Genomic DNA, 12,351 nt, shown 5'->3' with positions numbered 1-12,351 from the left:
GACGCCTGGCCCCGCTGCTGGCCGCCGCCCTGCTGCTGGCCACGCCCGCCTCGGCGCGGGACTTCCTCTCCCGGGCGGTCACGCCGCTGGCACCGCCTTCCCCGCTGGCGAACCGCCTGACGCACCTCGCCCCCACCGCCGACCCGCAGGTCCTGCGCCTGGCGGCCCAGGCCCTCTCCTGCGCCGATCCCGGCGCCGAGCGGCTGGCGGTGATCGACTTCTCGCTGCCCTCCACCGAGCAGCGGCTGTGGGTCTTCGACCTGGTCCGCGACCGGCTGATGTTCCGCGAGCTGGTCTCCCACGGCCAGGGCTCCGGTGACGCCATGGCCAGCGAGTTCTCCAACGTGCCGGAGAGCCATCAATCGAGCATCGGCCTGTTCCGCACCCTCAACAGCTACGAGGGCAGCAACGGCTACTCGCTGCGCCTCGAGGGCCTGGAGCCCGGCATCAACGACCAGGCCTTCCAGCGCGCCATCGTCATGCACGGCGCCGACTACGTCAGCGAGGCATTCATCGAGCGCACCGGCCGCCTGGGGCGCAGCCACGGCTGTCCGGCGGTGCGCGAGGAGATCGCCGTACCGCTGATCGACAGCCTCAAGGAAAGCCAGTACCTCTTCACCTACTACCCCGATCCCGAGTGGCTGGCCGACTCGGCCTTCCTGCGCTGCCCCCGAGACGACCGTCAGCTGGCGTCCGTGACGCGCTGATCTCTCCCCGTCACGTCTCCCAGCCACGTCTCGCTGCCACAAGCACCACATCGGCGCATGACCGGGCCAGACCGGCCCGGTCATGCGCCATACCGCGCCGTCCTCGGCGCCCCCGCTCTCCCGGAAAAATATCTAACGTGCTGAATAAGCGGAATTCCCGACACCCTGGCAATGCTTATGCATAAGTATCGGCAGTAAGCGCCAGACGTGGACCAGGCCCCCTCGGGGTACGAGTGCGTCGGACCCGACCTTCAACGGCGAAGGCCCAAGAGATCGCGTGTTCGAACGTCATTCGACGAGGTACCCCCATGGAAATCCGCAACAAGGCCAACAGGATGCGTCTGCTCAACGGGAAGATGCCGCAGATGCGTGCCTTCCACTTCTCGTGGTTCGCCTTCCACCTCTGCTTCTTCGGCTGGTTCGGCATCGCCCCGCTGATGGCGGTGGTGCGAGACGACCTCGGGCTGACCAAGACCCAGATCGGCAACACCATCATCGCCTCGGTGGCCATCACCATCGTGGTGCGCCTGGTCATCGGCGTACTGTGCGACCGTATCGGCCCGCGCCGCGCCTATACCTGGCTGCTGTGCCTGGGGGCGCTGCCGGTGATGAGCATCGGCCTGGCCGACAGCTTCGAGACCTTCCTTCTGGCGCGCCTGGCCATCGGCGCCATCGGCGCCTCCTTCGTGATCACCCAGTACCACACCTCGGTGATGTTCGCCCCCAACGTGGTGGGCACCGCCAACGCCACCTCCGCCGGCTGGGGCAACCTCGGCGGCGGCACCACCCAGATCGTGATGCCGCTGATCTTCTCCGGCATCCTGATGCTCGGCGTCAGCGAGACCCTCGGCTGGCGCCTGGCGATGGTCGTGCCGGGGATCGTGATGCTGCTCACCGGCATCGCCTACTACCGCTTCACCCAGGATGCCCCGGACGGCAACTTCGATGAGCTGCGCGCCCGCGGCGAGCTGCCGCCAGCCAGCGGCGAGCACGGCATGGGCGCCAGCTTCAAGGCCGCCGCCAAGGACGTGCGCGTCTGGGCCCTGTTCGTGGTCTACGCCGCCTGCTTCGGCGTCGAGCTGACCATCAACAACATCGCCGCCATCTATTACTTCGACAACTTCGACCTGAGCCTGGCCACCGCCGGCATGATCGCCGGCCTGTTCGGGCTGATGAATCTCTTCGCGCGCACCCTGGGCGGCATCTTCTCCGACCTGTTCGCCCGCCAGGGCGGGCTCAAGGGCCGGGTCCGCTGGCTGTTCATCGCCATGCTGTGCGAAGGCGTGGCACTGATGTTCTTCTCGCAGATGCACGTGCTGGCGCTGGCCATCGGCATCATGCTGGTGTTCAGCCTGTTCGTGCAGATGGCCGAGGGCGCGACCTTCGGCGTGGTGCCCTTCATCAACAAGAAGGCGCTGGGCGCGGTGTCCGGCATCGTCGGCGCCGGCGGCAACGCCGGAGCGGTCGCCGCCGGCTTCCTGTTCCGCGCCGAGTCGCTCTCCTACCAGCAGGGGCTGTTCTATCTCGGCATCGCCGTGATCCTCGCCTCCCTGTGCGCCCTGGTGGTGCGCTTCTCGCCCGAGGTCGAGGCCGAGGAGCAGGCCGCCTACCGCGAGGCCGCCAGCGGTGCGGAAGAAGGCGCGCTGTCGCTGCGCTGAGCCCTGTCTCGTCCCGCCGGCGCCCCCGTCGTTCCGCGACGGGGGCGTCATCGTTGGCAGGCCACGGGTTTGCAGACCCCGAGGGATATGGCCATTCTGGAAGACACTGTGCCCCGGCAAGGAGAGCGGAATGGAACAGGTACTGTTGATCACCGGCGCCTCCAGCGGCATCGGTGCGGCCACGGCCCGCGCGGCGTCTCGCGAGGGCTACAAGCTGGTATTGACCGCCCGGTCCCGCGAGCGCCTGGAACCGTTGAAGCAGGAGCTCGGGCCCGAGAACGTGCTGAGCGTGGCCCTGGACGTGACCGACATGGCCGCCCAGCAAACCATGGTGGAACAGATCCTCGAGCGCTTCGGACGCCTCGACGCGGTCTTCGCCAATGCCGGCCGCGGCGGCTCGCCCGGCGGCTTCAGCGGCGCCGATCACGAGGCCTGGCGAGAGATGCTGCTGACCAACGTCTATGGCCTGGGGCTCACCGTGCAGGCCACCCTGCCGGCGTTGCGAAGGACGCGCGGCCACATGCTGCTCACTGGCTCGGCCGCGGGTCGCGCCACCATCCCCGGCTCGATGTACGGCGCCACCAAGTGGGCGGTGACAGGTCTCGGCTATAACCTGCGCGAAGAGTTGCGTGGCAGCGGCATTCGCGTGACCCTGATCGAGCCGGGCATGGTCGACACGCCCTTCTTCGACGAGCCCCCCGAGCCTGCCCTGGCGGCCCGCGATATCGCGGCGGCCGCGCTCTATGCACTCGGCCAGCCGGCACACGTGGACGTCAACGAGATCCTGGTTCGCCCCACACCGCCGCTGTCCGACGCGTGATCCCGATTTCCCCTCATCACAAGGAGCTACCCCATGACGATCGCCACCGGTGACCGCCTCCCCGACGTCACGATCAAGACCAACGGCCCCAAGGGCCCCGAGGATCTCGCCACCGGCGACTTCTTCGCCGGCCGCAGGGTCGTGCTGTTCGCCGTGCCCGGCGCCTTCACCCCGGGCTGCTCCAATACCCACATGCCGGGCTTCGTGGTGCATGCCGATGACATCCTTGCCGCCGGCGCCGACGCCATCGCCTGCATGGCGGTCAACGACGCCTTCGTGATGGATGCCTGGCAGAAGGACCAGAATGCCCAGGCGATGACCATGCTGGCCGACGGCAACGCCGAATTCACCCGCGCCCTGGGCCTCGACATGGACGCCAGCGGCGGCGGCATGGGCACCCGCAGCAAGCGCTTCGCGCTGGTCGCCAACGACGGCGTGGTGGAATATCTGGGCGTCGACACCCAGAAGGGCGTCATCGAGGCCAGCAGCGCCGACGCCATCCTGGCCCATCTCAAGGGCTGAGCCGGCCCGAGGAGGCATGCCATGCATGACGCCATGACCCTGACCGGCAGCTGCCTGTGCGGCGCCGTGGCCCTCGAGGTGCAGGCCTCGCGCCAGAACATCGGCGCCTGCCACTGCCAGATGTGTCGCACCTGGGGTGGCGGGCCGCTGCTGGCGCTGGAATCGGTCTCAAGCGTCCATCTCGAGGGCGAGGGCGAGGACAACGTCACCGTCTTCGCCTCCTCGGACTGGGCCGAACGCGCCTTCTGCCGCCACTGCGGCACGCATCTGTTCTATCGCCTCAAGACCGGCGAGCACTATGCGGTGCCGGCGGGGCTGGTCGATGTGGGCCAGGCCTGGACCTTCGACAGCCAGATCTTCATCGACGAGAAGCCCCCCTGGTACGCCTTCGCCAACGACACCCGCAACCTCACCGGTCGCGAGGTGTTCGAGGCCTTCGAGCGAGGCGACGACTGAGAGCCCGTTGCGTCCGGGGTTCAGCCCCTGGCGTCTGCCCGACGCAACGAAGCGCCCCCGGCAATCTGCCGGGGGCGCTTCGTTTCGAGGCATGCCAGAGGCGGCGCGATCAGACGCCGATCCGGCCGCCGTCCTCGCGTTGGATCACCACCGTGGAGGCGCGCGGCCGCACGCTGCCCTGGGTCTCGGCGGTGGCGTCATCGCCGGCCGGCCAGTTCCCGGGGTGCTGGATGTTGATGAACATCGCCGTCTTGTCCGGCGTGAAGCAGATGCCGGTCACCTCGCAGCCGTTGGGACCGACCGCGAAGCGCTTGAGCCGGGCCTGGTCGCCGCCGCCGATCACCGAGGCATCGCCCTCGGCCTGGCTGACGTTCTGAGGCACCACCGCCAGCACCTGATCGTTGGTGTCGTCCGCCACGCCCGCGTAGCCGTTGTCGGTCTCGATCCACAGGATGCCCTGGCCGTCGCCGCGGTCGTCATAGTGCAGACCGTCGGGGCTGGCGAACTGGTTGAGCTCGGTCAGCCCGGAGAGGTTGTCGGCATCGCCGGCCGCCGCCCCGAACACGAACACCTCCCAGTCGAAGCGCGTCGAGCCGGCATTCTCGCGCCAGCGGATCACCTGGCCGCTCTCGTTCTCGGGCCGCGGATTGGCCGCGTTGGTCGGCGCCGTGGCATAGCCCACGCCCGCTTCCTGAATATCGCCGCCGTCGTTGGTGTAGGTCGCGGCGGTGCCTTCCTCGGTGCGCTGGGAGTTGTTGGTCAGGGTCATGTAGACCTCGCCGGAGGCCGGGTCCACCGCGCCCCACTCCGGGCGGTCCATGGGCGTGGCCCCCATCAGGTCGGCGGCATCACAGGTGTGGACGATCACGCCGGCCTCATCGTCCGCGGCCAGGCCCAGGGCCTCGGCGAGGGGGCGGCCGTCGCGGGTCTCGGCGTTCGGGGTCAGCGGCAGCCATTCGCCGCTGCCGTCGGCATCGAAACGCGCCACGTAGAGGGTGCCGGCGTCCATGTACTTGGCACCGAGGGCCAGGCGGTCATAGGCCGCGCCGGGACGGTTGGCGTCGGCCGGATCCCAGGGCGCCTCGGAGACGAACTTGTAGATGTACTCGTTGCGCGAGTCGTGACCGGAGTAGAACACCACGGGCTCGCCGGCGACCAGCTTGCCCGGCCAGCAGCCTTCGTGACGGAAGCGCCCCAGGGCGGTGCGCTTGACGGCGCGTTCACCGGTGTAGGGATCGATCTCGACGATGTAGCCGAAGGTGCGCGGCTCGTTGCGATAGTCGTCGAGGGCCGAGTCGCCCGTCGGGGTGGCATTGAAGCGAGCGAACTCGTCGTTGCGCTCGCTGGCATCGCCGGCGGCGGTTTCCCACCCGTAGCGCCCGCGTCCCTCGGCGATGCCAAGGCGGTCGTCGTCGAGCTGGCGGTCAGCATCCTTGATGAAGTAGCCCGGCCAGTTCTCCTCGCAGGTCAGGTAGGTCCCCCAGGGGGTATAGCCGTTGGCGCAGTTGTTGTTGGTACCGCGCGTCAGGGTGCCGTCCGGGGAGTACTTGGTCTTGACGTAGTCGCTGCCCGCCACCGGACCACTCAGCGCCATCTCGGTGGCGCTGGTATAGCGGCGGTTATAGGAGGAATCCGCCACGTGGCCCCAGCGACCACCGTCCATCTTCTGCAGCTCGACCACGGTCACGCCATGGGCGTTGATCTCGGTGCGCACCTCCTCGGCCGGACGCTTGCCTTGCTCGGCGTTGGTGGGCCCGCCCTTGGGCGCCCAGAGGGCGGCCTGGTCGATGTACTCGTTGTTCATCGCCAGCAGAAAGCGGCGTGAGGCGGAGCCCTCGTCCAGGGCGAAGTTGTGCATGCCGTCGTGGTGCATGCCGACGCTGTTGGCCTGGATGTCGGCGGTAAAGGCCAGGTCCTCGCGCCAGGCCGGGGCCTGGCCGTTGAGCGGCGTCCCCCAGGGAATCAGGACCTGGGCGGTATAGCCGGCCGGCACGACCACGGCGTCGGTACGCGAACCACGAATGGCCTCGAAGGCCAGCGACAGCGGCGTCTTCTCGGCGCCCGCGGCCTCGGCACGCCCTGCCAGACCGCCCATGCCGAAGCCGCCCAGCATCGCCATGGCCGCCATGCCGAGACCGCCCTGCATCACGCGACGGCGCGAGACATGCGTTTCCAGCACCGAGGAGAACGGCTCGTTGCTGCTCGGGTTCAACAGGCGATGATCTTCGATTTCCTTGCTCATCCTGGTCTCCTCACGGTCAGACGTCTTCTTATCCGGCCGACGATAAGACGCCTTCCTGCCCCGCATCGTCGGCATCGTGTCAGACTCGGGATGATGCGCCACGGGCGTGACAGGAAGATGACCCACGATGGGCCAGCGGCGAGGCCCACGCCGGCGGCCACGGGGCCGGCGTCCAATCGGCCATGCGCACCACGCTGCCCACCACGATCAGGCAGGGGGACGGCAGCGGCGTCTCGGCGAGGCGCGCCGGCATGTCGCCCAGGGTGCCGACCAGGGCAGCCTGCTCGGGCTGGCTGGCGTTGGCCACCAGCATGATCGGCCAGTCGTCGGGCAGCCCCGCGCCACGCAGCCCGGCGCAGATCGCCTCGACCTTGGCCAGCCCCATGTAGAACACCAGGGTCTCGTCGCGGCGGGCCAGTGCGGCCCAGTCCGGCGCGCCGCCCTCGCGACACAGCTGGGCGGTGACGAAGCGCAGCTGCTGGGCATGGGCGCGATCGGTCAGCGGGATGCCCATCGAGGCGCAGGCCGCCGAGGCGGCGGTGATGCCGGGGACGATCTCCGCCGAGACCTTGGCCTCGGCCAGGGCGGCGAGCTCCTCGCCCATGCGGCCGAACACGCCGGGGTCGCCGCCCTTGAGGCGCACCACCGACTTGCCCTGCCCCGCCAGCGCCACCAGCAGCGCGCCGATCTCGTCCTGGGGCACGCTGTGGTGGCCGCTGGCCTTGCCGACATAGTAGCGCTCGCGGCCGGCGGGAATCAGCGCCAGCACCTCCTCGCCGACCAGCCGGTCGTAGACCACGGCATCGGCCTGGGCCAGCAGCCGCGCGGCCTTCAGCGTCAGCAGCTCGACGTCGCCGCTGCCGGCGCCGACCAGATAGACCCGCCCGGGGCGACACTCGCCGCGCAGCGAGACCCGCGCGGCGTCATCGTCCGCTTCACCGACGCGACCGGCCCTCAAGCGGGGCGACAGGCCCTGGCCCAGCCGAGCCAGGGCAGAGAAACCGCGGCGCAGGGCGTCAGGCGACGCGAACGGGGTTCTTGGCTTGCTCGGAGCGCGCATGGCCACTCTCCTCTTGTGTATTGGCATCGGGCGTCTGGGAATCGGTCCCGGCACCGGCGGTGTCCGGGGCATGCTCCTCGAGCAGCGACTTGAGCTCGGGCAGGCAGCTGCCGCACTGGGTGCCGCAGGCGAGCCGCGCCCCCAGCGCCTCGACGCTGGCGTCGCCGGCGCGGATGGCGTCGACGATGGTCGTCTGGCCCACCTGATGGCAGCTGCACACCAGCGGGCCGACATCGCCCTCGCCAGCGTCGCAGCCGGCCAGCAGCCGACGGCGCACGTCACCCTCGAGCGCACCTTCGGCGAAGCGCGCGTCGAGCCAGGCCAGCCCCGGCAGTTCGGCGGGCGGCGCCACCATCAGCCACCAGCGCAGCCGGCCGCCCTCGAGGCCCGCGGCGCGCAGCCGGCCGCCGGCCGGGTCGTCGCTCCACAGGGTCGGCGCCGTGGGCAGCCAGTGGCGTGCCCAGGCCAGCCAGTCTCTCTGGTCGCCGGGCTCGCCCCCGGCCAGCTGCCAGCGCTGGCAGTGGGCCAGCGGGATGCGCGCCCAGTAGGCGCCGTCGTCGCGGCCCGCGAAGTCGCCGGCCTCACCGGATTCTCCGGGGGCGATTAGCAACGTCGCCTCCCAGCCCAGCGCCAGCGGCGCCAGGCTCACCGCGCCGTGCTTGGCTTCGGGCTGGCCGGAGATCGGGTCGAGATGGGCGGCGAGCAGGCCGCCGGTGCGCGCCGCGCCGCTGAAGCGGTCGGTCCAGTGCATCGGCACGAAGACCTCGCCGCGGCGCTGGGCCTTGGTCAGCCGCACCCGGGCGCGGTACTGGCCGCCGGCGCCGGTCAGCCGCGCCAGCTGCTGGTCGCCGACGCCGAAGGCGGCGGCGTCTTCCGGCGTCATCTCGATGAAGGGCTCGGCGCGATGATTCATCAGCCGCGGCGCCCGGGCGGTGCGGGTCATGGTGTGCCACTGGTCGCGCACCCGGCCGGTGTTGAGGCGCAGCGGGCGCTCGGCGCTGAGCGCCTGCTCTGGGCCGCGCGGGCGTACCGGCAGCAGCCGGGCCCGGCCGTCCGGGGTGGCGAAACGGCCGTCCTCGAACAGCCGCGCGGTGCCACGGGGGGCCGCGGCGGTCACCGGCCACTGGATCGGCGCCAGGGCGTCGTAGCCATCGCGGTCGAGCTCCGCCAGCGCCGAGATGTCGAACAGCCGCGCCTCGCTGCCGGGATCGTCGGCGGCGTTCTCGAAGCCGGAGAGCCTGGCGTGCTCGACGAAGATCTCGCCGGGATGGCCGTAGGCGAAGGCCTCGCCGAAGCCCAGGCGGCGCGCCGCCTCGCAGACGATCCACCAATCGTGGCGCGCCTCGCCAGGAGGCGACAGCATCCCGCGCTGGCGCGAGATGCGCCGCTCGGAGTTGGTCACGGTGCCGTCCTTCTCCGACCACGACGACGCCGGCAGCACGATGTCGGCGTAGGGCAGCAGATCGGTGTCGGCCATGCACTCGGAGACGATCACCAGCGGGCACGTCTCGAGCGCCGCCCGCACCCGGTTGGCGTCGGGCAGGCTGACCACGGGATTGGTGGCCATCACCCACAGCGCCTGGATCTCGCCACGCTCGATGGCCTCGAACAGCGCCACCGCCTTGTGCCCGGGCGCCTCGGGCAGGCTCGGCGTCAGGTGCTCGGTGGCCCAGAAGCGCGTCACGCGATCGAGGGCGCCGGGCGAGTCGTAGTCCATGTGGGCGGCGAGCTGGTTGGCCAGCCCGCCCACCTCGCGGCCGCCCATGGCGTTGGGCTGGCCGGTGATCGAGAACGGCCCGGCGCCGGGCAGGCCGATCTTGCCGCCGGCCAGGTGGCAGTTGATGATCGCCTGGCACTTGTCGGTGCCGCTGGACGACTGGTTGATGCCCTGGGAATAAAGGGTCACCACGTGCAGCTGGCTGGCGAACCAGTAGAAGAAGGTCTCCAGGCGCTCGGCGTCGACGTCGCAGTCGGCGGCGATGGCCGCGATGGACACGTCGTCCTCGCGGGCCGCGGCCAGGGCCGCGTCGAGCCCGTCGGTGTGCTGCGCCAGATAGACGTCGTCGAGCCGTCCCTTGTCGGCCATCCACGCCAGCAGGCCGGTGAACAGCCGGGCGTCAGTGCCGGGCCTGAGTCCCAGGTACAGGTCGGCGATCTCGCAGCTGTCGGTGACCCGCGGGTCGATCACCACCACCCGCATCAGCGGATTGCGGCTCTTGGCGGTGCGCAGGCGCTGATAGAGCACCGGATGGTTCCAGGCCAGGTTGGAACCCACCAGCACCACCAGCTCGGCCTCCTCCAGGTCCTCGTAGCTGCACGGCACGGCGTCGGCCCCCAGCGAGCGCTTGTAGGCGGCCACCGCCGAGGCCATGCACAGCCGCGAGTTGGTATCCAGGTGCGGCGTGCCGAGAAAGCCCTTGAACAGCTTGTTGGCGACGTAATAGTCCTCGGTCAGCAGCTGACCGGACAGATAGCCCGCCACGGCGTGATCGCCGGCTGATGCGCGGGTGGCCTGGAGGCGGCTGGCCACCGCATCGAGCGCGGTGTCCCAGTCGACCTCGACGCCGTCGACCCGGGGCCGGGTCAGGCGGCCATGATCGCCCAGGGTCTCGGCCAGCGCCGAGCCCTTGACGCACAGCCGCCCGTAGTTGGCCGGATGGTCGCCGTCGCCCTCCACGCCGGTGATTCGCCCGCCCTCGATGTCGACGGTCACGCCGCAGCCGACGCCGCAGTAGGGGCAGGTGGTGCGCGCCTGTTGCATGGTGCTCTCCTCGATCATGGTCCCGACACGACGACGCCCACCGCCGTGCCGGGTGGGCACTGGGGTGGGCGTCGTTGCCGTGGATCGCCGCCGTGGCGATCCGGGAGTGTCTTTTCCCGATAGAAGCAATCGGTGTGCCAGACGGACGAAAAGCGCCGCGTCTCAGACCGGCGCGTCCGGAGGATCGATGTCGCCTGCACCAGGCCGCCGCGTTTCCCACCGCACTCCGCGCCCTCATGGTGCAGGATTCGGCGCAACGACGACGCCTCGCCGCCCGGGCGTCGGCGACGCCGATGCTGGAACGTCTCTTGCATGGCCTGGGTTGACCGTTTCCCCCATCACGAGCCCTATGCCATGCCCCAGCCCTTGCGAATCCTGCTGGTCGACGACGAGAGCGTGCGCGCCGCCATGGTCGAGGAGGCCCTCGGCCAGGAGGGGCACGAAGTGATCTGCCACCTTCAAAGCCCGGCCAGCCTCAACGACATGGTCCAGCGCCACGCGCCCGACGTGGTCATCATCGACATGGAATCCCCCGACCGCGACACCCTCGACAGCATGTCGCAGCTGCATCGCCAGAACCCGCGGCCGGTAGTGTTCTTCGCCGACCAGCACGACCCCGAGTCGATGCAGGCCGCCCTCAAGGCCGGCGTCAGCGCCTACGTGGTGGACGGCCTGGTGCCGACCCGGGTCCGAGCGATCCTCGAGGTCGCCGTGGCCCGCTTCGACGCCTTCCAGTCGATGCGCCAGGAGCTCGACCGCACCCGCACCCAGCTCGCCGACCGCAAGCGCATCGAGAAGGCCAAGGGGCTGTTGATGAAGCATCAGGACTGCGACGAACCCCAGGCCTACCAGACGCTGCGCAAGCTGGCCATGGACCGGGGCCAGCGCATCGGCGAGGTGGCCGGCAACGTGATCGATATCCTCGAAGGACTGGAGAAAGGCCTATGAGCATGCCCCATGCCCCCGAGCGCCCCCGCTTGACCCTGGGCATCGTCCCGCTGCTGGACGCCACCCTGCCGATCGTCGCCCGGGAAGGCGGCTTCTTCGCCGCCGAGGAGCTCGACGTCACGCTGTCACGGGAGAGCGCCTGGTCGACCCTGCGCGACAAGCTGGCCGCCGGGATGCTCGACGGCGCCCAGCTGCTGGCTCCGCTGCCGCTGGCCATGAGCCTGGGCGCCTCCGGGCCGCCCTGCGACGCCCTGGCGCCGCTGGTGCTCGGCCGCAACGGCAATACCCTGGTGCTGTCGTCCTACTGGGCGGAGGGCATGGCCGCCCCCCTCGACGACTCGCCCGGCGGCCGCGACCCGGCCGTCAACGCCCGTGACTTCGCCGAGCGACTGCGCCGGCGCGGCGCGCCGCGTCCGCGGCTGGCCATGGTCCATCCCTTCTCCAGCCACCACTATCAGCTGCGCGACTGGCTGACTCTGGGCGGCCTCGACCCCGATCGCGATGTCGAGCTGGTCGCCCTGCCGCCGTCGCGCATGGTCGAAGCCCTCGAGCAGGGCCGTATCGACGGCTTCTGCGTCGGCGAGCCCTGGGGCAGTCAGGCCGCCCAGCGCGGCGGCGGACATGTCGTCGCCACCGGCGCCCAGCTGTGGCCCGACCATCCCGAGAAAATGCTCGGCGTGACCCGCGACTGGGCCGAGCGCCACCCTGCCACCCTCGCGGCCCTGATCCGCGCCCTGGTCGCCACCGCCGACTGGCTGGCCGAGGCGCCCGAGCACCGCCGCCAGGCCCGGGACTGGCTGGCCCTGCCGCCCTATCTGGATCGCGCCATGGACCACCTGCCGACGCTGCCGCTGGGCGAGCCGCCGGTGGAACAGCGTCTCACCGGGCTGCGCCCGGAAGTCGGCGAGATGGAAAGGGTCGTGGACCACCTGGCCCGCCAGCTCGACGTCCCCCTCCAGCGCCACGTGGTCGAGACCTGCTACAGCCCCGTGCATTTCGATGCCGCGACGCACCAGGAGCGTGCATAACGGCGCGGCCAGGGACCGCCTCGCCAGCGGTCATCCCCCGACGATGGCCGCTTAACCCACTGACTTTTCTGATCTTCACTAGATTCTGGCCCGAACCTTGATAGGAACAGGCCAGAACGGAGGGCACGGCCCTTCGGCGGTCAACGGCG

10 protein-coding genes are annotated in these 12,351 nt (G+C 70.3%); 7 read left to right on the top strand and 3 right to left on the bottom strand.

Going from position 1 to position 12,351, the window contains the following annotated elements:
* Positions 1 to 5: 5 nt before the first annotated feature.
* The 5 genes from CVH10_RS10125 (at position 6) to CVH10_RS10105 (ending at position 4,163) form a co-directional block, all read left to right on the top strand.
* On the top strand, positions 6 to 707 hold the full coding sequence (locus tag CVH10_RS10125) for a murein L,D-transpeptidase catalytic domain family protein (protein WP_106488606.1): 702 nt from the start codon (positions 6 to 8) through the stop codon (positions 705 to 707).
* 308 nt (positions 708 to 1,015) lie between these two features.
* Positions 1,016 to 2,365, top strand: coding sequence for a NarK family nitrate/nitrite MFS transporter (locus tag CVH10_RS10120; protein ID WP_106488587.1), 1,350 nt, complete (start codon positions 1,016 to 1,018; stop codon positions 2,363 to 2,365).
* Between the two features lie 130 nt (positions 2,366 to 2,495).
* The gene (locus CVH10_RS10115; RefSeq protein ID WP_106488586.1) at positions 2,496 to 3,185 is read left to right on the top strand and encodes an SDR family oxidoreductase; all 690 of its coding nucleotides are present in this window, start codon (positions 2,496 to 2,498) and stop codon (positions 3,183 to 3,185) included.
* Positions 3,186 to 3,218: 33 nt separating this feature from the next.
* The gene (locus CVH10_RS10110) at positions 3,219 to 3,707 is read left to right on the top strand and encodes a peroxiredoxin (RefSeq protein ID WP_035592918.1); all 489 of its coding nucleotides are present in this window, start codon (positions 3,219 to 3,221) and stop codon (positions 3,705 to 3,707) included.
* Between the two features lie 21 nt (positions 3,708 to 3,728).
* Positions 3,729 to 4,163 carry a GFA family protein gene (locus CVH10_RS10105; protein ID WP_106488585.1) on the top strand — a complete coding sequence of 145 codons (435 nt, stop codon included), beginning with the start codon at positions 3,729 to 3,731 and terminating at the stop codon, positions 4,161 to 4,163.
* Between the two features lie 109 nt (positions 4,164 to 4,272).
* Here the strand turns inward: CVH10_RS10105 and CVH10_RS10100 are convergent, their stop codons facing one another.
* The 3 genes from CVH10_RS10100 to CVH10_RS10090 form a co-directional block, all read right to left on the bottom strand.
* The gene (locus CVH10_RS10100; protein WP_035592916.1) at positions 4,273 to 6,405 is read right to left on the bottom strand and encodes a PhoX family phosphatase; all 2,133 of its coding nucleotides are present in this window, start codon (positions 6,403 to 6,405) and stop codon (positions 4,273 to 4,275) included.
* 79 nt (positions 6,406 to 6,484) lie between these two features.
* Positions 6,485 to 7,465 (bottom strand): uroporphyrinogen-III C-methyltransferase, encoded by a 981-nt coding sequence (gene cobA, locus CVH10_RS10095; protein WP_369335776.1) that lies wholly within the window; start codon positions 7,463 to 7,465, stop codon positions 6,485 to 6,487.
* Positions 7,422 to 10,226 (bottom strand): nitrate reductase, encoded by a 2,805-nt coding sequence (locus CVH10_RS10090; RefSeq protein ID WP_106488584.1) that lies wholly within the window; start codon positions 10,224 to 10,226, stop codon positions 7,422 to 7,424. The genes cobA and CVH10_RS10090 overlap by 44 nt, the downstream gene beginning before the upstream one ends.
* A gap of 312 nt (positions 10,227 to 10,538) precedes the next feature.
* Here CVH10_RS10090 and CVH10_RS10085 point away from each other — a divergent pair, with 312 nt between their 5' ends.
* Both CVH10_RS10085 and CVH10_RS10080 read left to right on the top strand, forming a co-directional pair.
* Complete coding sequence (locus CVH10_RS10085; protein WP_327050287.1) at positions 10,539 to 11,174, top strand: ANTAR domain-containing protein; 636 nt, start codon at positions 10,539 to 10,541, stop codon at positions 11,172 to 11,174.
* A complete protein-coding gene (locus CVH10_RS10080) occupies positions 11,171 to 12,202 on the top strand; it encodes a CmpA/NrtA family ABC transporter substrate-binding protein (protein ID WP_106488583.1) in 1,032 nt (343 codons plus the stop codon). Before CVH10_RS10085 ends, CVH10_RS10080 begins: the two co-directional genes overlap by 4 nt.
* Positions 12,203 to 12,351 lie beyond the last annotated feature (149 nt).

Origin of the sequence: Halomonas sp. ND22Bw, assembly GCF_003011945.1 — a bacterium.
GTDB classification, from domain to species: domain Bacteria; phylum Pseudomonadota; class Gammaproteobacteria; order Pseudomonadales; family Halomonadaceae; genus Halomonas; species Halomonas halophila.
This window is presented reverse-complemented; position numbering and strand designations above follow the sequence as displayed.